At 49.5% G+C, this 24,534-nt stretch carries 22 protein-coding genes; 8 read left to right on the top strand and 14 right to left on the bottom strand.

Going from position 1 to position 24,534, the window contains the following annotated elements:
• Positions 1-94 precede the first annotated feature (94 nt).
• The gene (locus ACTZWV_RS06975; protein WP_444785856.1) at positions 95-940 is read left to right on the top strand and encodes a patatin-like phospholipase family protein; all 846 of its coding nucleotides are present in this window, start codon (positions 95-97) and stop codon (positions 938-940) included.
• A gap of 42 nt (positions 941-982) precedes the next feature.
• On the opposite strand, the gene ACTZWV_RS06980 is transcribed toward ACTZWV_RS06975, so the two are convergent.
• On the bottom strand, positions 983-2,026 hold the full coding sequence (locus ACTZWV_RS06980; protein ID WP_444785857.1) for a Leu/Phe/Val dehydrogenase: 1,044 nt from the start codon (positions 2,024-2,026) through the stop codon (positions 983-985).
• Between the two features lie 243 nt (positions 2,027-2,269).
• Between ACTZWV_RS06980 and ACTZWV_RS06985 the strand changes: the two genes are divergently transcribed.
• Positions 2,270-2,698 carry a DUF4826 family protein gene (locus tag ACTZWV_RS06985; RefSeq protein ID WP_444785858.1) on the top strand — a complete coding sequence of 143 codons (429 nt, stop codon included), beginning with the start codon at positions 2,270-2,272 and terminating at the stop codon, positions 2,696-2,698.
• Positions 2,699-2,775: 77 nt separating this feature from the next.
• Here ACTZWV_RS06985 and ACTZWV_RS06990 read toward each other — a convergent pair whose 3' ends face one another.
• The 6 genes from ACTZWV_RS06990 to ACTZWV_RS07015 all read right to left on the bottom strand — a co-directional run bounded on the left by ACTZWV_RS06990 (position 2,776) and on the right by ACTZWV_RS07015 (position 8,314).
• Positions 2,776-3,930, bottom strand: a complete 1,155-nt coding sequence (locus ACTZWV_RS06990) for a ribosomal protein uL16 3-hydroxylase (RefSeq protein WP_444785859.1) — start codon at positions 3,928-3,930, stop codon at positions 2,776-2,778.
• Between the two features lie 52 nt (positions 3,931-3,982).
• A complete protein-coding gene (gene purB, locus ACTZWV_RS06995; RefSeq protein WP_444785860.1) occupies positions 3,983-5,353 on the bottom strand; it encodes an adenylosuccinate lyase in 1,371 nt (456 codons plus the stop codon).
• An 8-nt stretch (positions 5,354-5,361) separates the two neighbouring features.
• Complete coding sequence (gene hflD, locus ACTZWV_RS07000; RefSeq protein ID WP_444785861.1) at positions 5,362-6,000, bottom strand: high frequency lysogenization protein HflD; 639 nt, start codon at positions 5,998-6,000, stop codon at positions 5,362-5,364.
• A 1-nt stretch (position 6,001) separates the two neighbouring features.
• Positions 6,002-7,126 carry a tRNA 2-thiouridine(34) synthase MnmA gene (gene mnmA / locus ACTZWV_RS07005; RefSeq protein WP_444785862.1) on the bottom strand — a complete coding sequence of 375 codons (1,125 nt, stop codon included), beginning with the start codon at positions 7,124-7,126 and terminating at the stop codon, positions 6,002-6,004.
• 68 nt (positions 7,127-7,194) lie between these two features.
• Positions 7,195-7,650, bottom strand: a complete 456-nt coding sequence (locus ACTZWV_RS07010; RefSeq protein ID WP_444785863.1) for an NUDIX domain-containing protein — start codon at positions 7,648-7,650, stop codon at positions 7,195-7,197.
• A gap of 16 nt (positions 7,651-7,666) precedes the next feature.
• Complete coding sequence (locus ACTZWV_RS07015) at positions 7,667-8,314, bottom strand: pseudouridine synthase (RefSeq protein ID WP_444785864.1); 648 nt, start codon at positions 8,312-8,314, stop codon at positions 7,667-7,669.
• Positions 8,315-8,553: 239 nt separating this feature from the next.
• Here ACTZWV_RS07015 and ACTZWV_RS07020 point away from each other — a divergent pair, with 239 nt between their 5' ends.
• Positions 8,554-10,782, top strand: coding sequence for an NADP-dependent isocitrate dehydrogenase (locus ACTZWV_RS07020; protein WP_444785865.1), 2,229 nt, complete (start codon positions 8,554-8,556; stop codon positions 10,780-10,782).
• 100 nt (positions 10,783-10,882) lie between these two features.
• Here the strand turns inward: ACTZWV_RS07020 and cspD are convergent, their stop codons facing one another.
• On the bottom strand, positions 10,883-11,101 hold the full coding sequence (cspD, locus tag ACTZWV_RS07025) for a cold shock domain-containing protein CspD (RefSeq protein ID WP_444785866.1): 219 nt from the start codon (positions 11,099-11,101) through the stop codon (positions 10,883-10,885).
• Between the two features lie 191 nt (positions 11,102-11,292).
• Between cspD and clpS the strand changes: the two genes are divergently transcribed.
• The gene (gene clpS, locus ACTZWV_RS07030) at positions 11,293-11,613 is read left to right on the top strand and encodes an ATP-dependent Clp protease adapter ClpS (protein WP_305554461.1); all 321 of its coding nucleotides are present in this window, start codon (positions 11,293-11,295) and stop codon (positions 11,611-11,613) included.
• 54 nt (positions 11,614-11,667) lie between these two features.
• Positions 11,668-13,935, top strand: a complete 2,268-nt coding sequence (gene clpA / locus ACTZWV_RS07035; protein ID WP_444785867.1) for an ATP-dependent Clp protease ATP-binding subunit ClpA — start codon at positions 11,668-11,670, stop codon at positions 13,933-13,935.
• 89 nt (positions 13,936-14,024) lie between these two features.
• Here clpA and infA read toward each other — a convergent pair whose 3' ends face one another.
• The 4 genes from infA to trxB form a co-directional block, all read right to left on the bottom strand.
• A complete protein-coding gene (gene infA / locus ACTZWV_RS07040) occupies positions 14,025-14,243 on the bottom strand; it encodes a translation initiation factor IF-1 (RefSeq protein WP_019676586.1) in 219 nt (72 codons plus the stop codon).
• A gap of 94 nt (positions 14,244-14,337) precedes the next feature.
• Positions 14,338-15,039 (bottom strand): arginyltransferase, encoded by a 702-nt coding sequence (locus ACTZWV_RS07045; RefSeq protein ID WP_444785868.1) that lies wholly within the window; start codon positions 15,037-15,039, stop codon positions 14,338-14,340.
• Entirely contained in the window at positions 15,032-15,754 is a 723-nt protein-coding gene (gene aat, locus ACTZWV_RS07050; RefSeq protein ID WP_444785869.1) for a leucyl/phenylalanyl-tRNA--protein transferase, read from the bottom strand. Before aat ends, ACTZWV_RS07045 begins: the two co-directional genes overlap by 8 nt.
• A 12-nt stretch (positions 15,755-15,766) precedes the next feature.
• On the bottom strand, positions 15,767-16,723 hold the full coding sequence (gene trxB, locus ACTZWV_RS07055) for a thioredoxin-disulfide reductase (RefSeq protein ID WP_444785870.1): 957 nt from the start codon (positions 16,721-16,723) through the stop codon (positions 15,767-15,769).
• 210 nt (positions 16,724-16,933) lie between these two features.
• On the opposite strand from trxB, the gene ACTZWV_RS07060 reads away from it, so the two are divergent.
• Positions 16,934-20,179, top strand: a complete 3,246-nt coding sequence (locus ACTZWV_RS07060) for an ATP-binding protein (RefSeq protein WP_444785871.1) — start codon at positions 16,934-16,936, stop codon at positions 20,177-20,179.
• 234 nt (positions 20,180-20,413) lie between these two features.
• A complete protein-coding gene (locus ACTZWV_RS07065; protein WP_444785872.1) occupies positions 20,414-21,988 on the top strand; it encodes a S8 family serine peptidase in 1,575 nt (524 codons plus the stop codon).
• Between the two features lie 48 nt (positions 21,989-22,036).
• On the opposite strand, the gene trhA is transcribed toward ACTZWV_RS07065, so the two are convergent.
• The gene (gene trhA / locus ACTZWV_RS07070; protein ID WP_444785873.1) at positions 22,037-22,678 is read right to left on the bottom strand and encodes a PAQR family membrane homeostasis protein TrhA; all 642 of its coding nucleotides are present in this window, start codon (positions 22,676-22,678) and stop codon (positions 22,037-22,039) included.
• 110 nt (positions 22,679-22,788) lie between these two features.
• Between trhA and ACTZWV_RS07075 the strand changes: the two genes are divergently transcribed.
• Complete coding sequence (locus ACTZWV_RS07075; protein WP_444785874.1) at positions 22,789-24,048, top strand: glycosyltransferase family 4 protein; 1,260 nt, start codon at positions 22,789-22,791, stop codon at positions 24,046-24,048.
• A 6-nt stretch (positions 24,049-24,054) separates the two neighbouring features.
• Here the strand turns inward: ACTZWV_RS07075 and ACTZWV_RS07080 are convergent, their stop codons facing one another.
• A complete protein-coding gene (locus ACTZWV_RS07080) occupies positions 24,055-24,426 on the bottom strand; it encodes a hypothetical protein (protein WP_305554491.1) in 372 nt (123 codons plus the stop codon).
• Positions 24,427-24,534 lie beyond the last annotated feature (108 nt).

The following is a 24,534-nucleotide window of genomic DNA, read 5'->3' on the forward strand; positions in this document are numbered from 1 at the left end:
GCAAATTGTACAAAATAGCTGCAGCATTTAATGGCAAGGGTGAGAAATTACCCCATACTAACAAGGTTGTCCAACAGCCAGGGAAAGTGCTGCCATGTTAAATAAAGCGGATAAAGAAATTGTACCGATATTTTCCGGCGGCGGCACCAGGCTCAGCTGTTATATCGGTATCTTACAGGCATTGCTTGAAATGGGCTTTCGCTTTCGTCATCTGGTTGGCGTATCCGGTGGCAGTATTGTGGCTGCATTGTATGCCGCAGGCTGGAGTTTGGCCGATATTAAAGCATTAGCGTTACACACAGACTTTAAGCAATTCTGGAGCTTCTCTTTTACCTCTTTGCTGCGCACCGGGGGCTTATGTAACGGTAATAAGCTGGAAGCCTGGTTAGATAAACAGTTACAGGGGGCCACTTTCGCTGATTTACCACACGATTTACATGTGCTGGCAACTGACATTAACGGTGGCGGGCCTGTGGTGTTTAATCGCTTACTGACACCAACGCTGAAGGTATCCAAAGCTATCCGTTTTTCGATGTCGATCCCGCTATTTTTCTCTTTTCAGGCGTTTGAAAATCACATTATGACCGATGGTGTTATTCTGTCTGAAGATGCATTGCATCATGATTGGTCAGGCTGTGGGGTGCCGTTAATCTGTTTCCGGCTGAAAAGTGATACTGAAGCCCAGCCGGTTAAAACCAGCCGCTACTTGCCGTTGGTATCCTACATTTATATGTTAATCAGAACCTTTATGAGCGCAGTGTCCAGAGAATATGTTCATGCAGAGCATTGGCACAATACCATAGTGATTAACACCGGCGCCGTATCATCGGTTGACTTTGCCATGAGCCAGCAGCAAAAACAGCAGTTGTTTAATACCGGCTACGAAACTGCGATGAGCATAGTACCGTTAAAGCTGGGCGCTTTATTTACTGCGGTATAAAAAACACCGCGCCTTGCGCGGTGTTTTTCAGCAGTACAAGTATCAGTTTTTACCGCGGCGGATAATTTCCTGCGCCATTAAATCGGCAATCACACTGGTAGATTGTTTTTCGGCATCAGCGCGTTGGAAAATAGTTAACAGCGTATCGTAAATGGCCATCACTTTGGCTGTCGACTCGCTTTCTGAGTAGCCTTGCGGGCGCATCTCTGATGCGACATTGATAATGCCACCGGCATTAATCACATAGTCCGGTGCGTACAGTATGCCTTTTTGCCGCAACACTTCGCCATGACGGGCTTCTTTTAACTGATTATTGGCGCAGCCGGCGACAATACGAGCTTTAAGCTGCGGGATCGTCTCGTCGTTAATAGTGGCACCTAAAGCGCAAGGCGCATAGATATCCGCTTCAACAGCATAGATGTCATCCAAGCCTACAGCCTTAGCAGCAAACCGGGTTACGGCGCGCTGCACGGCGTCCTGGTTAATATCAGTAACAATTAACTTTGCACCTTCTTTATGCAGGTGCTCACACAGATAAAAACCGACACTGCCAAGGCCCTGGATAGCAACGGTTTTACCGCTCAAATCATCTGAACCGAACTGATGTTTAGCTGCTGCTTTTATGCCGCGATAGGTTCCCAGCGCGGTAAAGGGCGCCGGATTACCGCTTTTGCCCTCTAAACCGGCGACAAAAGGCGTTTCTTTGTTGACGACCATTATATCGCCGGTAGTGATATTAACATCCTCAGCACTGTAATAGCTGCCGGACAAGCGATGGATCATGCGGCCAAAGGCCCGGAATAAGGCTTCTGATTTAATCTTCTTCGCATCACCGATAATAACCGATTTGCCGCCGCCTAAGGGTAGACCTGCCATCGCGTTTTTATAGGTCATACCACGGGATAAACGTAAGACATCATTTAATGCAGCTTCGTCTGAGACATAATCCCATAAACGGCAGCCACCAACAGCAGGGCCCAGAGCGGTGCTGTGTACAGCGATAATAGCTTTCAGGCCGGTTTCTGCATCGCTGCAAAAGACCACTTGCTCATGATTATCGAACTCAGAATGATTAAATACGGCCACGACTGATTTCTCCGTTTATTAACTGCCTGACTGTTTCAGGGCAGTAAGTCTGTCTGGTTAACAGCCACTTTGACAGCGGCATTTTTGCGCCGCGAAATGTAGCATTTCAACCTGAGTTACACCAGAAATGCCGGAAAAAATAATCTGGTCAGTCCAGGTGATTGTCGACAATTTACAGCAACACTTGATTGTGTCTGACGAGTCACCTAAAGTAGCAAAAACACTACAGCAGGAAGTCGTATAATGAGTGAGCAGTTAACTCAACAACAAATTGAACAAGCCCGTGCAGAATGGGTAAGGGCGCAGTATCAGAAGGCGAATGAGTATTTAGCCGGTAAAGGTATCTTACCGGACAATGTTGCCGTGTCTGAAAGTCGTTATTTACCACCCTATATGGCGGTATGGAAGCTAAATACTAAAGATAAACAGTCATTTTGGGTGATCAGTGGCGATCTGCCGACAGACCATATGGCATTTTCTGCTGCGCCTGATGCTAGAGAAGCCGTCAGGGCGTTTTCATTACATTGGCAACTAAAAGCCCAGCAGATTATTGATTCAGGCATTACTGATAAAACCAAGCAAGACTTCGTCAACTTGTTGGTCAACCGCGCGCATGCTTTATATGAGATGTTTAGTAAAGACGAGCTGTGGCAGGCTGAGGCTGTCAGCTAAGTGTAGCCTTAGCTTTACAATAAATAAAAAACCGCACTTAGTGCGGTTTTTTATTTATGTTCTGCAGCGTAATAAGGTTATTCGCTGAAGTACCAGTAGCCCTGGTTGAGCAGGGTAGTCAGCAGCATCAAACGCTCAGCCGATTGGTTAAAATGCAAATTTTGCTCTGTCGTCAGGCTGGTAAAATCACACAGTAACTGTGCTGTAGCCAGTTCATTGGCCGGCAGAGTGATCTGATCACCATTAATAAACAGCAGAATATCGCTGCTGCTTGCCTGCTGATAGTAGCAACAGCGCAGACCACCGCTGCGGCTGAGTACCGAGCCTTCGTCAAGGTATTCAGCGATTTCGTCAGCAGCATAGTGCGGGTCCGGCTCATTGATGTCCAGCTCATGTTTGGCACGGGTAATTAAACTGCCAAACCAGTGCGGCAGCAGGGCTTTATCATTAACCAACTGCAGTAGCAATTGTTGCACCTGGTTAAGATCGGTATCGCTGATAGCACCAACGGACACTGCTGCGCTGCGGTCGTTGTCGCTAAAGCGGCTGCCGGTGATGTCATGGTCAATTAAATGATCTACCAGCCCGGTAAGTAAGTCTTTTTGTGCCGGCGCGCGAAAGCCTACCGAGTAATTCAGGCTGTTTTCGATACTGACGCCATCATGCGGGCAACCCGGTGGAATATATAAAATGTCACCGGGTTCAGTTATTACATCAATACAGGCGTTAAAAGGGCTTACCTGTAACAGCCGCGGGTGCGGGCATAATTGTTCTAAGCTGCTGTCCGGCATGCCAACGCGCCAGTGGCGTTTGCCTTCACCCTGAATAATAAATACATCATATTGATCAAGATGCGGGCCAACGCCGCCGCCCGGTGTGGAAAAGCTGACCATTAAGTCATCTATACGCCAGTTCGGGATAAAGCGAAACGGGTCCAGCAGTTTAGCCGCGTCAGGGTGCCAGTGATCAACAGCTTGCACCAGTAGTGTCCAGTCTGTTTCGCCAAAGGCGCTGAAGTCTTCAAAGGGTCCGGTTTGCATATCCCATTGTTTGTTTACACAACTGACGATACGCGACTCGATGTCTTCTTCCTGCGCCAGACCGGCCAGTTCATCAGCTGTCAATGGATCAGCAAACTGTTTAAAACCGCCTTTGAGCAGCAGTGGCTTCTTCTGCCAGTATTGCTGCAGAAACTCAGCAACGCTGAGCGAGCCTAAATTCAGTTGATACATAAGTGTTTCCTGAGAAAAAAGGCGCTGAATTCAGCGCCTTGTTGTAATGCCGTTATGCCAGGGTGGCGGTGATCTCTACCGCCGCACCAATATAATTAGCCGGCGTCAGCTGTTTTAACTGTGCTTTTACCTGGTCCGGTAGTTCCAGTTTATCAATAAACAGATGTAAGTCGGCTTGGGTAATACGTTTGCCGCGGGTTAACTCTTTCAGCTTTTCATACGGCTGTTCAATCGCGTATTTACGCATTACAGTTTGTACCGGCTCGGCCAGCAATTCCCAGTTCGCGTCTAACTCAGCGCGCAGGTTAGCTTCGTTTACTTCCAGTTTACTGATGCCTTTTAACGTTGCCTGATAGGCAATTAAGGTATAGCCAAAGCCCATACCTAAGTTGCGCAGTACAGTAGAGTCTGTCAGATCACGCTGCCAGCGCGATACCGGCAACTTAGCAGACAAATGGTTAAACAGTGCATTGGCAATGCCCAGGTTGCCTTCGGAGTTTTCAAAGTCGATAGGGTTAACTTTGTGCGGCATGGTTGATGAGCCGATTTCACCGGCAATGGTACGCTGTTTAAAGTGACCCAGCGCAATATAACCCCAGACATCACGATCAAAATCCAGCAAAATGGTATTAAAACGGGCAACGGCGTCAAACAGCTCAGCAATATAGTCATGCGGCTCAATTTGGGTAGTAAAAGCATTCCAGCTCAGACCCAAACCGGTAACAAACTGCTCTGACAACTGATGCCAGTTAAGTTGCGGATAAGCCGATAAGTGCGCATTGTAGTTACCGACAGCGCCGTTGAACTTACCGAGGATCTCTACGTTAGCGATTTGATCACGCTGACGCTGTAAGCGCATATAAACATTAGCCATTTCTTTACCCATGGTGGTGGGCGAGGCGGGTTGGCCGTGGGTGCGCGCCATCATCGGCACCGTTTTATGCGCATTGGCCAGTTGTTTAATCGCATCGAGCAAGGCATCACATTGCGGCAGCAACACTTGCGAGCGGGCCTCGCTTAACATCAGGCCGTGCGACAGGTTGTTAATATCTTCTGAAGTACAGGCAAAATGGATAAATTCGCTTATTGCCGCCAGCTCGCTGTTGGCAGCCACTTTTTCTTTCAACAGATATTCTACGGCTTTAACGTCGTGGTTAGTGGTGCGCTCAATTTCTTTTACCCGCTCAGCATCGCTTAAGCTGAAATTGTCGACAATGTCATTTAAAACACGGTTGGCTTCTGCCGACAATGGCGGAACTTCGGCAATGCCTGCTGTGGCAGCCATCTGCTGCAGCCAACGTACTTCTACCATCACCCGGTATTTAATTAAGCCAAACTCACTGAAATAGTTACGTAAATCGGTGGTTTTGCTGCCATAGCGCCCGTCAACGGGAGAAATAGCGGTAAGGGCGTTCAGTTGCATACAGGCTCCTATAAGCTTGATGAGGGTAGTTGCGCCAGCATCTGTTGTGCTTGCGCCACTAACTTGCGACGTTTAAAGATAAAATTCAGCCGGCTGCCACCTGCCTGACGCCATAAAACGGCAGAGCGGACAGCCGCCAATAACAACGCCCGTACTTTGTGTTGTACTGTAGGTTGTTTTAATAAATCCGGTTGGCCATAAATTTGAATGCGACCGCCTAAACTGCTGATACAGTCGCTGTAAATATCTGCCAGATTGGCCAGCATATTGTCATCGGTAATACTGAAGTGCTGTAACTGGCGTTCCAGATGCTGCAACTTGCCTCCAAGCTTGTTCATATTGGCCGGCGTTTTATTTAGTTTGCGCTCCAGCGCTAACACACCAACGATATAGCGGGTCAGCTCGACATCTTTCTGTGGTTTATCACCTAATTGATCGACAATCAGTTGTAAGCCGGTTTGCAGATTGGCGATTGAGTCGCCATAAATTTGCAGTGGCTCCTGTGCATCAATCACGGCGACACTGTTTAATATGACTGACAACGCCGCTTTATCGGTGTCGCTGCTGCGCGCCACGCTTTGTACTAACTTCAGTGCCTGACACAGGCCGGCCAGCGCGATAATTTGGGTAGAAAGAGAATATTGCATATCAGTTCAATGCCACATCAATAATGCCGCCGCCAAGGCAAACGTCGTCAAGATAAAACACCGCCGATTGGCCCGGCGTCACGGCTTTTTGTGCGCTATCAAACAGCACCGTTACCGTACCGTCGGCGTTGGGAGTTAAATTGCAGGGAATATCCGTTTGCCGGTAACGGGTTTTCACGGTGCAACGCAGCGTTTGCTGTGGGCCTTTACGGTCGGTCCAATGCAACTGGCTGGCCACTAAACCTTTAGACAATAATCCCGGATGGTCATGGCCCTGAGCAACAATCAGCTGATTGGTGTCGAGGTTTTTGCCCACCACATACCAGGGCTCGTCGCCGCCATCGCGCAGGCCGCCGATACCCAGGCCTTTACGCTGGCCCAGGGTGTGGTACATCAGGCCTTCATGGCGGCCTATAGTGTCGCCATCCACCGAGACAATGTCACCGGGTTGCGCCGGTAAATACTGCTGCAGAAAATCTTTAAACTTGCGCTCGCCGATAAAGCAAATACCGGTACTGTCTTTTTTGTCGTGGGTCACTAAACCTTGCTGTTCGGCAATGGCGCGTACCGCCGGTTTTTCCAGCTCACCAACAGGGAACAGCGTTTGTGCCACATGCTCTTCTCCAATGGTGTAGAGGAAATAGCTTTGATCTTTGTTATTATCCAGCCCGCGTAACAGCTGCCAGTGGCCATTTACATAGCGCCGTTGCACGTAATGGCCGGTAGCAATATAGTCAGCCCCCAGGGCTTCGGCCGCAAATTCCAAAAAGGCTTTAAACTTAATTTCCTTGTTGCACATAATGTCCGGGTTAGGGGTGCGGCCGGCTTTATATTCAGCAAGGAAATACTCGAATACGTTGTCCCAGTACTCAGCGGCAAAATTCACTTTGTGCAGTACTATACCCAGTTTGTCACACACCGCCTGCGCATCGCGCATATCTTCAGCAGCAGCACAGTATTCGTCGTTGTCGTCTTCTTCCCAGTTCTTCATAAACAGGCCTTCAACCTGATAACCCTGCTGTAACAACAGATAGGCTGAGACGGAAGAATCTACGCCGCCGGACATGCCGACGATGACTTTTTTACTGCTGTTGGCTGAGCTGTCAGCTGAGCGGGTATCTGGCATAGCACTGCACTTTTGAAGGCTTAAAAAACAAGGCGCGGATTATACATTAAATTTATCGGCTGCGCATGTTATCGCGGCGGTTGAATTAGCGATAGCGGCAGGCGCACCCCTTCACAGTACAAAGCAACAGCATCGCTAACCAGGCAGCTGCGAAGCGGTAATAAGGCTTGTGGCAGCTCAGCGGCGCTGTACCAGTGCAGCGCCAGAATATCGCTGTCTTGTGGCTGGTAGCGGGGTGGCAGGCTGTCTGGTTCAAAGATAAAATTCAGCCGCACATAGCGATGGCCATTGGCGGCGGTTAACTGCGAAATGCCCAGCCATGCCGAGGGTTCAAGCATCAGGCCGGTTTCTTCAAACAGTTCGCGTTTTACGGCGCTAAGCAAATCCTCATCCTGTTCGACATGGCCGGCCGGCTGGTTCAGTACCCGCTGACCCGTGAGTTTATCGCGCTCTTCTACCAGTAAAAATTTGTGCTCAAAACACACTATGGCGGCAACAGTAAGGTGTAGTAGTTCTCTGCTCATGATGTTCGTACTATCCTTATTTCAGCGCTAACACTTTGTACTGGCCAGGCGCTAAATCTGTAAGAGTCCAGTCACCTATTTGCACGCGGATTAAGCGTAACGTAGGAAATCCAACCGCAGCGGTCATCCGTCTTACCTGGCGGTTACGGCCTTCAGTAATAGTCAAACTTATCCAACTGGTAGGAATATTGGCGCGCTGACGCACAGGGGGCTGGCGCGGCCAGATCGCCGGTTCCGCCAACCGTTGTGCAATAGCCGGTAGCGTTAAGCCGTCATTTAATTGCACCCCGGCCGTTAATTGCGCCAGAGCTTCGTCACTGATATTACCGTCGAGCTGCACCCAATAGGTTTTGGCCATTTTATGTTTAGGGTCGCTGATCCGGTGCTGGGTTTGGCCGCAGTTCGTTAACAACAATAAGCCTTCACTGTCACGGTCGAGCCGGCCGGCGGCATACACTTCAGGAATAGGGATAAAGTCAGCCAGGGTAGCGCGCGGTGGCGTGCTGTTATCGGTAAACTGGCACAACACATCAAAGGGTTTGTTAAACAGCACTATTACCGGATGCGCGACTTTGGTCGCATTGCGTTTTTTCGCATATGGATTATTTTGTAAATTCTGTCGGTTTGGCACAGGTTTCTCTGTCTTTTTGTTGCTGAAATTCATAGCATCCTGCTGCTTTACAGTTGCTGTCAGTATTGCTTAACAATGCGCATTATCTGCTTAAAATTGCAGCTGAGATAAGCCGCCGGGTTGCGCGGCAGGCTGCCTATTTTATTGAATGTCATGCTGCTATACTAGCGCCGCTTTGCAACAAATGCGTTTAAAACATCAACATCGCCCGGATGAAGGTGCGAACTGGCCAGCATAAGCCAGCTGATCGCAAACACATTACAGGAACTAACATGTCAAAAGAAATTGCAAAAATTATCTACACTGAAACGGATGAAGCGCCGGCGTTGGCGACCTATTCTTTACTGCCTATAGTGCAGGCCTTCTCAGCTGCTGCCGGTATTGCGGTAGAAACCCGTGATATTTCTCTGTCCGGCCGCATTATTGCCAACTTTCCGGATTTCTTAAAGCCAGAGCAACGCATTAACGATGCCTTAACTGAGCTGGGCGAGCTGGCGAATCAACCCGACGCTAACATTATTAAGCTGCCGAATATCAGTGCTTCTATCCCTCAGTTAAAAGCGGCAATTAAAGAACTGCAACAACAAGGCTATGCGTTACCGGACTATCCGGCAGAGCCGAAAACTGAACAAGAGCGTGATGTTAAAGCGCGCTATGACAAAATTAAAGGCAGTGCGGTAAACCCGGTACTGCGTGAAGGTAACTCAGATCGCCGCGCGCCGGCATCTGTTAAACAATACGCAAAGAAAAACCCGCACAGTATGGGTGCCTGGGCTGCAGATTCTAAATCACACGTGGCGCATATGACACAGGGCGATTTTTACGGCAGTGAAAAGTCGGCCACCTTTACTGATGCCGATGCACTGAAAATTCAATTGCTGGCAAACGACGGCGCAGTGTCGGTGTTAAAAGACAAGGTGGCTGTTCTGGCCGGCGAAGTGATTGACGCTGCTACCATGAGCAAAAATGCACTGCGCGCCTTTTATCAGCAGGAAATTGCTGCGGCTAAGCAACAAGATGTGCTGCTATCACTGCATTTAAAAGCCACCATGATGAAGGTGTCAGATCCGATTTTATTTGGTCATGCGGTTACGGTGTTTTTTAAGCCGGTGTTTGAAAAGCATGCGGCGCTGTTTGCTGAACTGGGCGTAGACGTAAATAACGGCGCCGGCGATATGTTTGCAAAAATTGCCACGCTGCCGCAGGCCCAACAGGATACGGTATTAGCTGATATTAAAGCTTGCTACGCTGCCCAACCTGCGCTGGCGATGGTGAATTCTGATAAAGGCATTACCAACCTGCATGTACCAAGCGATGTGATTATCGATGCCTCTATGCCGGCGATGATCAGAAGCTCCGGCCAGATGTGGGGCCCGGATGGTAAGTTAAAAGACACCAAAGCGATGATCCCGGATCGTTGCTACGCCGGTGTTTATCAGGAAACGATAGATTTTTGCCGCAAAAACGGTGCTTTTGACCCGCGTACTATGGGCTCAGTGCCTAACGTAGGTTTGATGGCACAAAAAGCTGAAGAGTACGGCTCGCACGATAAAACCTTTGAAATAGCTGCTGACGGCAAAGTGCAGGTACTGAACAGCAAAGGCGACGTGGTGTTTGAGCATGCGGTTGAGCAGGGCGATATCTGGCGTATGTGTCAGGTAAAAGATGCGCCAATTCGTGACTGGGTAAAACTGGCGGTAAACCGTGCACGCTTAAGCAATACTCCGGCAGTGTTCTGGTTAGACAGTGCGCGGGCGCATGATGCTCAGCTGATTGTTAAAGTTAAAGCTTATCTGCAAGAGCATGATACCAGTGGCCTGGATATCCAAATTTTGGCACCGGTAGAAGCCACCCGCTTGTCGCTGCAACGTATGAAGCAGGGGCTGGACACTATTTCAGTCACCGGTAACGTACTGCGGGATTACTTAACCGACTTATTCCCGATTTTAGAGCTGGGTACCAGCGCTAAAATGCTGTCAGTGGTGCCGTTGATGAACGGTGGCGGCCTGTTTGAAACCGGCGCCGGCGGCTCTGCACCTAAGCATGTTGAGCAATTTATCGAAGAAGACTACCTGCGTTGGGATTCGCTGGGCGAGTTTTTAGCGCTGGCAGCGTCACTGGAGCATTTAAGCCAGGTAACCGGTAATAACAAAGCCAAAGTGTTGGCTGATGCACTGGATGCTGCAACGGCGAAGTTTTTAGACAATGATAAGTCGCCACGGCGCAAGCTGGGCGAGCTGGACAACCGTGGCAGCCATTTCTACCTGGCTATGTACTGGGCAGAGGCTTTAGCCGCGCAAACGGCGGACACAGAGCTACAGGCCCGCTTTGCTAAGCTGGCCACAGTGCTGCAGCAACAGGAAGCGACTATTATCGCTGAGCTAAACGGTGCCCAGGGTAAGGCTGTAGATATTGGTGGTTACTACAAGCCTAATCCGCAGTTGGCCGCTAAAGCTATGCGTCCAAGCCATACCTTTAATCAGGCGTTAGCCAACGCTTAAATTAAACCGGTGTTAAGCAAAAAGTAAAAGCAGGCATTACGCCTGCTTTTTTGTGCCGTCAATTAGCTTAGCACTATGCGAATATAGGTCGTGCGAATACTTACTCTGTCAGATCGTCGGGCACTTTAATATTCACGGCGTGTAAACCTTTAGGGCCTTCAGACAAGTCGAACTCGACATCTTGTCCGGCCTTTAGCGTGCGGTAGCCGTCCATGCTAATGGTTGAATAATGAGCAAAGATATCTTCATCACGGCCATCTTCACGAATAAATCCAAATCCTTTGGCATTATTGAACCATTTTACTTTACCGGTAGCCATACAACTTACTTCCTTCTCTAAGTTAGCTAAATTCTGTATTCTTAGTCTCGATGGTGGGATTGTTGTTGATCCCAACAACTAATGTAGATAATTTGCGCATGTAGTCAAGTTATTTGCAAAATTAAACTAAAAATTTACCAATAATTAACCTAAAGCTCCTTTGATGGAATACACAGGCATGGCTATAGTTTATGAGCGGCAATAAAGAAGACAACGTACAACATGGTGGTTTGGAGGAATTAACACGGCAACGTGTGGCGCCGCCGCCAATGTATAAAGTGGTACTGCATAACGACGACTATACTCCGATGGATTTTGTTATCGATGTATTGAGTCGCTTTTTTAATATGCAGTACGAACAGGCAACCGAAGTGATGTTAAAAGTGCATTATGAGGGTAAAGGAATTTGTGGCGTTTTTACCGCGGAGATCGCGGAAACGAAGGTGCAGCAGGTGATGCAGTACGCGAAGGAACATCAACACCCGCTGCTATGTACCATGGAGCGCGCATAAGGTAAGTCTTTGCATGATTCTGGTGTCGTTACTCAGGTGGATTAGGAGTGGTGTATGTTAAATAAAGATCTTGAGTTAACTCTGAATTTGGCTTTCAGGTTTGCGCGTGAGCGTCGTCATGAATATATGACGGTAGAGCATTTATTATTAGCGTTGCTGGATAACCCCGCAGCCGGTGATGCGCTGCGCTCTTGTGGCGCCAATATAGAAAAACTGCGGCTGGAGTTGGCCAGCTTTATCGATTCCACCACACCGGTGCTGCCGGACGGTGAGGTAGAGCGTGATACTCAGCCTACGTTGGGTTTTCAGCGCGTATTGCAACGTGCGGTGTTTCATGTGCAGTCATCCGGCAAGTCCGAAGTGACCGGTGCCAATGTGCTGGTGGCTATTTTCAGCGAGCAGGAGTCGCAAGCCGTCTACCTGCTGAAGAAAATTGATATTACCCGCTTGGATGTGGTGAATTTTATTTCGCACGGTGTCACCAAAACCGAAAAACTTGAACAGCATGACGAACATGCGCAGGAAGAAGGCACCGAAACGGTGGCTGATGACAGCAAGTATCTGGAAAATTTCACAGCAAACCTGAATATACAGGCAAAAAATGGCCACATTGACCCGCTGATTGGCCGTGAACACGAAGTGGAACGGGCCATTCAGGTATTGTGCCGGCGCAAGAAGAACAACCCGCTGCTGGTGGGAGAAGCCGGTGTTGGTAAAACCGCTATTGCTGAGGGCCTGGCTTACCGTATTGTGCATAACGAAGTGCCGGAAGTGATTGCCAACGCTACTATATATTCGCTGGATATGGGCGCATTGTTAGCCGGTACCAAGTACCGCGGTGACTTTGAAAAACGGCTGAAATCTTTACTCAAAGAGCTGGAGCGGGAAAAAGACGCTATCTTGTTTATTGATGAAATTCATACTGTCATTGGTGCCGGCGCGGCCTCCGGTGGTGTAATGGATGCCAGTAATCTGATTAAACCGCTGTTATCCAGTGGCCGTTTGCGCTGCATGGGCTCAACCACTTATCAGGAATTTAAAAGCATTTTTGAAAAAGATACCGCCCTGGTACGTCGTTTCCAGAAAATCGATGTGGCGGAACCCAGCGTAGAAGATACCACCCGTATTTTACTGGGGTTAAAAGAGCGCTACGAGCAGCATCATAATGTGCGTTATACGCAAAAGGCCATTCGGGCTGCAGCGGAGTTGTCTGCCAAATATATTAACGAGCGGCATTTACCGGATAAAGCCATAGACGTTATTGACGAAGCCGGTGCCAGTCAGCGTTTGCTGCCATCGTCCAAACGGAAAAAAGTGATTAACGTGCCGGAGATTGAGCATGTTATTGCCAAGATGGCGCGTATTCCGGAGAAGTCGGTATCGGCGTCAGATAAAGATGTACTGGCGAATTTGGATCGTAACTTAAAGTTAGTGGTATTTGGCCAGAATGAGCCGATTGAGGTATTAACCTCGGCTATCCGCTTATCACGCTCTGGTTTGGGTAACGAAGAAAAACCAATAGGAAACTTCCTGTTCGCCGGCCCGACGGGTGTGGGTAAAACCGAAGTGACCAAACAGCTGGCCAAAGCGCTGGGAGTTGAACTGCTGCGTTTTGATATGTCGGAGTATATGGAACGCCATGCGATCAGCCGGTTAATTGGTGCACCACCAGGTTATGTCGGCTTTGAGCAGGGCGGCTTGCTGACTGATGCGGTATCGAAGCATCCGTACTCAGTGGTGTTGCTGGATGAAATCGAGAAAGCACACAGCGATATTTATAATATTTTGCTGCAGGTGATGGACCACGGTACCTTAACCGATAACAATGGCCGCAAAATTGATTTTCGCAATGTAGTGCTGGTAATGACCACCAATGCCGGGGTGCAGGAAACTATCCGTAAATCGATTGGTTTTAAACAGCAGGACCACAGCCATGATGCGTTGTCGGAAATAAACCGTACCTTTAGTCCGGAATTCAGAAACCGGCTGGATGGTATTATTTGGTTTCAACATCTGGCGGCTGACATTATTCTGCAAATTGTTGATAAGTTTGTTTGTGATTTGCAGGTACAGCTGGATAAAAAACAGGTATCAATGGAGCTGAGCAGTGCTGCAAGGCAATGGCTGGCAGATAAAGGCTATGACCATGCCATGGGCGCCCGGCCGATGGCCAGGGTTATTCAGGAGCAACTGAAAAAGCCGTTGGCGAATGAAATTCTGTTTGGTCGTCTGATGCATGGCGGAGATGTCCGCGTTGATCTGCTCAATGATCAGCTGAGCTTTGTCTACCAGACCACAAAAGAAGCCGCACTGGCGGATTAGGTGGGTTGCACAGCCTGAATGGTATCCGTTAAAACACTAAACCCGGCATTTGCCGGGTTTGTATTATTTATCAGGTTATTTGGGCCGGCTTAACGCTGGCGGAACACGATACGGCCTTTGCTTAAATCGTATGGTGTTAACTCAACGGTTACCTTATCGCCGGTTAAAATACGGATGTAGTTCTTACGCATTTTACCTGAAATATGAGCGATAACGACATGGCCGTTTTCCAGTTCAACTTTGAACATGGTATTTGGCAGGGTATCCAAAATGGTACCTTGCATTTCAATTACGTCTTCCTTCGCCATTCAGCGCACTTGCCTCTTAAATTTGGGTGAACCATAAAAAAACTGCGCAGATTGTGCCGAAATCATCAGCATAAGTAAAGCGACAAGCGCTTTTTTAGCCAAATGAGTGCCATTCGCCCTGAATAAACCGCTGCTGTGGTAAAAAAGCGGCCTTATAGGCCATTTTCCGGCACTGATCAATTTGATACCCCAGATACAGCCAGTTTTTTTGCTGCCGGGCTGCACATTGCAGTAAATACAAGATGGCCAGCAGGCCGGGCGAGAAAGCACTGACATCGGGGTGATAAAAGGTATATACCGCCGAGTATGCGTCTGCGGTTTCGTCCACTATGCTAACGGCCACCAGTTGTTGCTGATAATACTGTTCCAGATAGCGCACTTTTAGCCAACTGCATCCGAGCATGGCATCAAGTTGTGCTCGTGTGGGCGGAAACATACTGCTGTTGGCGTGTTTATGGCTGATATAGGCGGAAAATAACGCGAAGTAATCTGTGCTGGCATTCTCACGAAGTTCATAGTGCCAACCGGCACGCGCAGCTTTATTCAGCATGCGGCGCTGGCTGCGGCTGGCTTTAAAATCAGCATGCTGAATACGTACAGAATGGCAGGCCCGACACGCCGGACAGTGCGGGGTATAAACCTGCTCGCCGCTGCGGCGAAAATTAAGTTGCAGTAATTGCTGGTACAAAGCAGCGTCAAGTGGCTGTTCCGGTAGCAAAAATACCAGTTGCTCCTGCTGCGGCGCCAGGTAACTGCATGCTGCCGGTGCGGTAAGGCCAAAGCGCAGCTCATGCATTGGCCGGGTCCGGTATCAGTGGGCCGGCCAGCCAGTGTGAAGCCGGCGTTTGCTGCGCAGCAGAAGTTTGTAACAAGCTGACATAATCTGCACGTGGCAGACTTCTGGCCCCCAGTTGCAGCAAAAACGGGTTAGGCATTTGGCAATCAATCCAGCCTGGCGCTACCTGTTGTAAATGCTGCTGCAGAGCAACCAGTGCCAGCTTGGCAGTATCCGGCAGTAAGTTAAACATCGATTCACCACAAAACAGGCTGCCAACCAGCACGCCGTATAAACCGCCAACTAAGCGGTCCTGTTGCCACACTTCAATACTGTGGGCGTAACCTTGCAGATGTAACTGCTGATAGGCTTGTTGCATTTCCGGCAAGATCCAGGTGCCGGGTTGTTTTGCTCTTGGCGCCGCACAGTGTGCCATGACCTGCGCAAAAGCTGTATTAACACTAAAATGCAGCTGATAGCGGTTAAGCTGTTTTTTCAGGGTTCGGTTAAGTTTCAGTGTGTCCGGAGCAAAAATGGCACGTTGTGACGGGCTCCACCACAGCAGAGGGTCGCCTTCACTGAACCAGGGGAAAATAGCTTGTGAGTATGCGCTGATAAGGCGGGCCGGCGATAAATCGCCGCCCATTGCCAGCAGGCCATCGGGGTTGCTCAGCGCCCGATGCAGTGGTGGAAAACTGACATCGTGCGCAGATAGCTCAGGCAGGTAAATGGCCATAGCTGAAGTGGATTACTTGCTCAGTGCATCCAGATAACGCTCGGCATCCAGCGCTGCCATACAACCGGTGCCGGCAGAGGTAATGGCCTGGCGATAGATATGATCAGACACATCACCGGCGGCAAACACACCGGCAATACTGGTTTGCGTGGCATTGCCTTCACTGCCGCTCTGCACTTTTAAATAGCCGCCATTCATCTCCAACTGGCCTTTAAACATGTCGGTGTTAGGCTGGTGACCAATGGCGATAAACACGCCCTGCAGCGCCAGTTGCTCGTCGGCTTCACCTTTGGTCGATTTTAACCGTACGCCGGTTACCCCCATGTCATCGCCCAGCACTTCGTCCAGCTGGCGGTGGGTGTGTAATACGATATTGCCGTTAGCTACTTTAGCCATTAAGCGATCGACCAGAATTTTCTCTGCTTTAAAGCTGTCGCGACGATGCACTAAATGCACTTCTGCTGCGATGTTGGATAAATACAACGCTTCTTCCACCGCAGTATTGCCGCCGCCAACAACGGCCACTTTTTGATTGCGGTAAAAGAAACCGTCACAGGTGGCACAAGCAGATACGCCGCGGCCACTGTAGGCTTGTTCGGATGGTAACCCCAGGTACTTAGCGGAAGCCCCGGTACAGATAATCAGCGCATCGCAACTGTACACGCCGTTGTCACCGGTTAGCGTGAAGGGGCGCTGTTGCAGGTTTACCGTGTGAATATGGTCAAACACAATTTCAGTGTTGAAGGTTTCGGCGTGCTCACGCATCCGGTCCATTAAAACCGGACCGGTTAAACCGTGAGCATCACCCGGCCAGTTCTCCACTTCGGTGGTGGTTGTCAGCTGGCCGCCTTGCTGCATACCGGTAAGCAGCACCGGGTTCAGGTTGGCGCGGGCCGCGTACACTGCAGCGGTATAGCCGGCAGGGCCTGAGCCTAAGATAAGCAGGCGACTGTGTTTGGTGTCAGACATTCATTTCTCCGGGAACTACATAGTTAAAAGCGGTAATGGCGACGATTCTAAAAGAATGCAACCCCAAGCGAAAGTAGTGCCGGACATTTAATCTGTACTGTACTGTAAAGCATTGCTTGCTATGCTATTGTTTAAATCAGCTTTTAAGTTCAGACCGCAACCAAACCCGAGGTTGTATTGCACTACCGCGAAAAATGGATCATTTTCATAGTGCAGCTCATCACAGTCTTGTTACTGCTGGTAAGCAACGTTGCACTGTCTGTTGAACGTTTTCAACGCATTGGCGTTGACGACGGCTTACCTAATGCCACTGTTTACAGCGTTAATCAGGATAAAACCGGTTTTATCTGGCTGGGTTCAACCAATTCCGGCTTATTGCGTTTCGATGGTTATCGTTTTGCTTCATTTCCGTTGTTAACAAGTGCTGAGCAACTGCAACATCAGATACCGGATGTCGGCGTTATCATATTTGACCGTGCTAACCGGCTGTGGGCCGGCACCTGGGGACTGGGGTTATCCGTTATCGATGCACACAGCGGCGAATTACATCGCTTTACCCGGGCAGATGGCCTGGCCGGTAACCTGGTGCAAACCCTGTTGCAGGATAACGCCGGCAATATCTGGGTGGGTACCACAACCGGCTTAAGTATAATAAATGCCGATTTTCAACTCACCACTATAGGTGCTGCAGACGAAGCCCGACCGTTGGTAGATCAACGCATCTGGAGCCTTAGCCAATCAGATGACGGCAGTATTTGGATTGGCACGGCTGCCGGCTTGCATCGCTGGCAGCCGGACAGCGGCTTAAGTAAGGCGATAGAGTTAGTGCCGGGCGCAGATCACCTGAGCCGTAATAATGAAATACGTGCAGTGTTAGCCGACGGCGACAGGCTGTGGATTGGCAGCCGCAGTGGTTTGTATCAGTATTCTTTTGCAAATGACGAATTAAGTGCCATGGCCACTGCCGGCACAGAGGCCTTAGTGATCAACGTGCTGGCATTTGATCGCAGTAATAATGATGTGCTGATCGGCAGCTATGCCGGATTACACCGTTTTAATAAGGCCGCGCCGGACAGCACTTTGGCCTTGTCTGGTGTCGCTCAGTTAGCTCAGGTTAATGTGCGCAGTATTTTACAAGACAGAACCGGTGTTATCTGGTTAGGGTCGCGTGAGGGCGGAGTGTACCGCAGTATTGTTACCAGCAAAGCTTTTGGCGGTATCGCTGATTATGCACCGGCACTTGGCAGTGCTGCATTTTCGGTTACAGCCGTTTATAAGTCTGCACAGCAACTCTGGTTGGGCAGTACAGATAAAATGGTATTGATCGACACCGACAACGGCACTTACCAGCACATTATGACCGGCAGCAGAGTAAATGCTATCGCCCGGGCTGCAGACAAACAAATTTACATCGCAACTGACAACGGTTTATTGCACTACAGCAGCAATGGCGTATTAGAAAGAGTTGATATGCCCTTTACCCTGGCCGGTGTTGTTAACCGTAATGTCAGAGATTTGTATATTGCTGATGACGGTACTTTTTACCTCGGTTTATGGGGCGAGGGCGTTGTTGCATGGCAACCGCAGACGGGGCAAACACGGCGTTGGCTGGATAATTTATCCGGCATGCGGGTAGGTGATGCTGTGCAGGATATGTTTGTCAGCGCAGATCAACAACTGTGGGTAGCAACCCGCTACAGTGGTCTGTACCAAATAGATTTAACTGACGGCAATATTGTGCAACACAGCAGTAGCAAACAAACCCGGCTGCAATTACCACACGACGAAGTGCATTGCGTTAATCAGTATGCGCAGCAGTTACTGGTATGCACCCGTGAGGGGGCGATACTTTATGACCGTACAACCGGCCGGCGCCAACTTATTACTATGGCTGATGGCCTGCCGGCAAATAGTGTTTTAGGCGGCTACCAGATGGATGAACAACAGTTGTGGCTCATGACAGCAAATGGCCTGAGTTTTCGACCGGATCCGGCGCAACGCTTTGTTCATTACAATAGCCAGGATGGTATGGTCAGCTCTGAGCTGAATGCCAATGCTGTGTATGCCGATAAATCCAAACTTTATTTTGGTGCGGTGGCCGGTTTGGTGGTGGTGAAGCCGGAGTTACTGCAAAGTAACCGACAACCACCGCAGCCGGTATTGTCGGCGCTGATGATTGATCAGCAAGCACGGCAATTCAGACCACATCAGCACAGCTGGCCATTGATAGAGATTTTGCCGACACAGCATACTATGCTGTTTGAATTCAGCGCCCTGGACTTTCAGGACCCGCAGCGCAACCGGTTTTACTACCGGCTTGAAGGTATTGAGCAAGATTGGATGCCGGCACAGGGTAATAATGCTTACTACGCCAACCTTGCACCGGGAACTTACCCGTTATGGCTCAAAGCCTCGAATAATCACGGTATATTCAGCGACGAACAGCAGGTTGCCACTGTCCGGGTGTTGCCGCACTGGTGGCAGCAACGTAGTGTAATGTTTGCTGCACTGCTACTGCTGATGACACTGATGTGGTTACTGCATCAGTACCGTTTACGTCATATCCGGCAAATTAACCGTTTGTTGCAGGGAGCGATGGATAATAAAGTTAAAGCGCAACTGATTTTAGAGACCCGGGTAACAGAACGCACCAGAGCATTGGAGGAGAGTTCAGTTACCTTGTCGTTGCGCACCAAACAACTGGAACAAAGCTTAGCTGAATTGGCGAAAACGAACCGCGAATTAAAGCGGCTGGATAAACTCAAAGATGAGTTTATCGCAACCGTCAGCCATGAACTGCGCACCCCGTTAACCGCAATACGCGGTGCCATCGGCTTGATTGCGCAAAAAGTGGTCACGCCAGATACGGCGGTTTACGCCAATATGCTGCAAACTGCACAAAGTAACAGCGAACGGCTGGCGCAACTGATTAATGATTTGCTCGATTTACAAAAGTTTGCCGCCGGCAACTTTACCCTTAATCTGGTCAAAGTTAATTTATCTGAGCTGGCGCAACAAGCGGTGTCGGCCATGCAACCTTATGCCGCCCGCTTTAAAATAAACCTGGTATTTGAACCCGGAACCAGCGAAGCCTTGTGGGTGCAGGCCGATACGTTACGATTGCGACAGGTGATGGATAACCTGATTTCTAATGCGGTAAAGTTTTCGCCGCCGGATTCTGTGGTTGTGGTCAGACTCAGCAGTAACGAGCAAGATGTCCGCTTTGAAGTGGAAGATTGCGGAGCGGGTATACCCGCGGCGTTTCAATCGCGTATTTTTCAGAAGTTTTCTCAGGCCGACAGTTCCGACAGTCGTTTAAAAGAGGGAACCGGGCTGGGTTTAGCCATTAGTAAAAAGATAATTGAAAATCATCAGGGGCAGATCAGTTTCAACACAACTCCGGGGGAGGGCAGTATTTTCTGGTTTAAATTAGCCTTGTGTTTGACGCCGGCATAATGCCGTTAAAACTTAACATAAGTAATTTTATGTTTTTCCACAGTGTCTTGTCCCCGAATAAATCAATTTGTTTCTGATAGTTATCTATTTTTCCTGTAATAGGTTTGTCTCATACATTTGTAAAGAATTTATAATACTATTGTAATGGCCTTTTGGTATGGGGCTGGTTATTTTTTGAGCAGCAGGACGCCGCAGTGACAACAAGGACCATAAAAACTAACCAAGGGTAATATAATGAAAAAGATGATGACTATACTGGCAGCAGCTTCTGCCGGTTGTTTTGCACTAAGCCTTACTTCTGTTGCAGTTGCCGAAGGCATGAAAAAACCAGAACCAAAACTTAGCCTGGCTGAATTGGCTGACGACAAAGCCACCCGTTACATTATTAAATTTAAAGAGCCTGTTGCTCAAATGAGCGCTGACGGCAGTGCTAAGCGGGCAGAGTTTTCTACCTTGCGGGCCCAGCAGGTTTTACAAAAAGCGAACGTTAATGCGTTGTCGCACCTGAAATCTGTGCATGCCAGCGTGGCTGAGTTAACAGCAAAGCAGCGCAAACTGCTGCAAAGTGATCCTAATGTTGAATACATCGAGGAAGACCATAAGCGTTATTTAATGGATGTGATCACGCCAATGGCGCAAACCACGCCTTATGGTATTACCATGGTGCAGGCTGATCAGGTAAGTGATGGTAGTGCCGGCAATACCAAAGTGTGTGTAATTGACACCGGCTGGACTTCGGGTCACGAAGATCTGCAAAATTCCGGCGTAACCGGCTATTCGTTCTCCGGCCATGGTAACTGGTATCAGGACGGTCACGGCCACGGTACCCATGTGGCAGGTACCATGGTTGCACTGAACAATAACAGCGGCGTAGTGGGTGTTATTGGTTCTGGCCAGGCAGGCGTACACATTGTTAAAATCTTCAACAATTCCGGCAACTGGACGACGGCGTCAAACCTGATCACTGCCATTCAATCCTGTAAAGATGCCGGTGCAAAAGTAGTTAATATGAGTTTGGGGGGCGGTTCGTCTAACCAGACAGAAAATACCGCCATGACCAACTTTTATAACGGTGGCATGTTGTTAGTGGCAGCAGCAGGTAACGCCGGCAACACCAGCTTCTCGTATCCGGCATCCTACAATGCTGTCGTGTCAGTGGCGGCAGTGAACTCCAGTGGCACTTTGGCCAGCTTTTCGCAACGTAACTCCCAGGTCGAAATTGCCGGGCCGGGAGTAAATGTAAGCTCAACCTGGAATAACGGCGGCTACAACAGTATCAGCGGTACATCGATGGCATCACCTCATGTTGCCGGCGTTGCGGCGTTGGTGTGGAGTAACCATTCGGATTGTACTGCTGCAGAGATCCGCAGCGCACTGAATGCCACTGCGGAAGACCGTGGTGCAACCGGGCGGGATACATCTTATGGCTGGGGTATTGTAAAAGCCAAAGCTGCGCATGATTACCTGACCAACAATGGCTGTGATGGCTCAGGTGGCGGCGAACCGCCTCCGGGTGGTGGTGCTACTTTCCCGAACTTGTCGGCAAGCAGTGGCCAATGGTTAAGAGGCAGTTACCAGATCCCATCCGGCGTATCGACTGTTACGTTCCAGATCTCCGGTGGCACAGGTGATGCTGACTTGTATGTACGCTACGGTGCTGAACCTACCACCACGACGTACAACTGCCGGCCATACCTGAATGGCAATAATGAAGTCTGTACTTTTAATAATCCACAGGCGGGAACCTGGCATGTCGGCATCCGTGCTTATTCTGCCTTTAGTGGTGTAACCTTCAGTTATCAGTACTGATAACATAAGCAACCACAGGCCGGCATGTTCCGGCCTGTTTTTTTACGCTTAAACCGGCAATACGTAATAGTACACCGATAAAAAATGTAAAATGCTGCCAGCCAGTACAAACAGATGCCAGATAGCATGATGCAAAAATAAGCGTTTCCAGGCGTAGAAAATTACCCCAAAGGAATAACTCAGCCCACCGGCAACCAGCAGCCACATGCCGCCCGGAGCAACATTGTCCAGCATAGGTTTTATCGCCAGAATAACCAGCCAGCCCATGCCCAGATATAAACTTAATGACAGTTTTTTGTATTTTAAGCCGGTAGCCAGTTCAATAATAACCCCGGCCACGGCAACCGCCCAAATCAAGCCAAACAACCATAAGCCCCAGCTGTCACGCAGATTAATCAGCGTAAAGGGCGTGTAGGTGCCGGCTATCAAAATAAAAATGGCGGCGTGATCCAACTGGCGCAGCCGGCGTTTGATCTCAATGCTGTGGATCGAGTGATACAAGGTAGAACTGCAGTACAACAGGATAAGGCTGCCACCGTAAATAATGCTGCTGGCCAGATGCCAGTTATCGCCGGCTTGCACTGACACCAGTAACATCAGTACCAGCGCAATAACACTTAATACAGCGCCTATGCCATGGCTTATCGCATGTAACAGCTCTTCAACTGCAGAGTAATGGGTGGTTGTCATATCAATTTACCTTGCGAAAACAGAGGTCATCTTAGCACGACATGCCTGGCTGCCAAGCTGTTCGCCGGCAGGAATTATCGGTAGAATGCTGGTTTTTCTCCGGAGCGGTTATGTCACAAAGCACGCTGCCAATGTTGGTGATCATTGGTTATGTATGGCCGGAGCCAAACTCCTCTGCAGCCGGTTACCGTATGCTGAGCTTAATTAAGCTGTTTTTGGCCAAAGGCTGGCAAGTCAGTTTTGCCAGCGCAGCTGAGCCCGGGCTGCACCGTTATCCGCTGACAGAACTTGGCGTAACGGAGCACTGCATCCGGCTGAACGACAGCAGCTTTGAGCTGTGGCTGCAGCAACAGGCACCGCAAGCGGTAATGTTTGACCGCTTTATGCTTGAGGAACAGTTTGGCTGGCGGGTAGAGCAGGCTTGTCCGCAGGCGCTGCGGATATTGGATATGGAGGATTGCCATGCGCTGCGCGATGCCCGGCAGCAGTGTTTTAACGCCGGCAAGGCTGTAGCGGCAGAGGATTTAAACTCAGAATTGGCGCTGCGCGAAATTGCGGCCATTTATCGCTGTGATCTGACGCTGGTGATTTCAGAATTTGAACTGCAGTTACTGCAGCAGCACTATAGGGTGCCGCCGGCGTTACTCTGCTACTGTCCGTTTTTACTGGATGACTTGCCATTGCTGCCCACGCCGGATTATGACGCCCGGCAGCACTTTATTGCTATTGGCAATTTCCGTCATGCACCGAACTGGCATGCCGTACTGTGGTTAAAACAGGAAATCTGGCCATTGATCCGCCAACAGCTGCCCCAGGCGGAATTACATATTTACGGTGCCTACCCGCCACCCAAAGCCACAGCGCTGCATAATCCAAAACAGGGCTTTTTAATCAAAGGTTGGGCGGAAGATGCGTTAGCCGTAATGCAGCAGGCCAGAGTATGTTTGGCGCCGTTGGCCTTTGGTGCCGGCTTAAAAGGCAAGTTGCTTGATGCTATGCGCTGCGGTACACCTAATGTGACGACCGAAACCGGGGCGGAAGGTATGACGCTGCAGTGCGATTGGGGCGGTGTAATAGCACAGGACAGCAACAGTATTGCCCGGGCGGCGGTAAGCTTGTACCAGCAACGCGAACTATGGCAACGCTTGCAAAGCACAGGGTATAACATAGTGCAGCAACGATTTGCTCTGGCACAACATGATGCACGTATCTGGCAGCAATTCAGCGGGGTAAAGCAGGAGCTTGAGAGTCACCGCCAGGCAAACTTTACCGGGCTAATGCTGAGGCACCATAACTATCGTAGCACTAAGTTTATGGGGCAGTGGATTGAAGCAAAAACGCGTCTGGCTGCATTATCACAGCCAGACTGACGCTGTTTAACGACAACCTCTTGGCTGACGTTGTTTGTCACCCAAGCGCGTTGTCCAGACTGCTGCTGCAGACTGACCATTACCGCTGCTCTTGGTTTTAGCCGCTTTAGCAGGCTTTGCCGCTGCAGGTTTGGCTGCCGCTTTGGCCGGAGCCGCTTTCTTTTCTGCTGCCGGCTTGGCTTTGGCGGCACTTTTGGCAGCACCTTTTTCGGCACTGTAGCTGGCGCCTAATTCAGCCAGCTCTGCCAGACGGATATTCTTACCACCATCTACGCTGAACCAACCTGGTTTTTGTTCCAGTTGCGGCGCTTTACCAAACGCAGCTTTGTAGGCTGCGGTAAAATCAGCAACAACCTGATCTTTGTCCAATTTACTCATACGGATCCTTAACAGACATTATTTAAGCAACTAGCACGCTATTTATACAACATTTTGCCACTGTTAGACAAATGTGCCTGATTTTTTTGCCTGTTGCAGTACAATACC

This window comes from Rheinheimera sp. NSM (assembly GCF_052380015.1).
GTDB lineage: Bacteria > Pseudomonadota > Gammaproteobacteria > Enterobacterales > Alteromonadaceae > Alishewanella.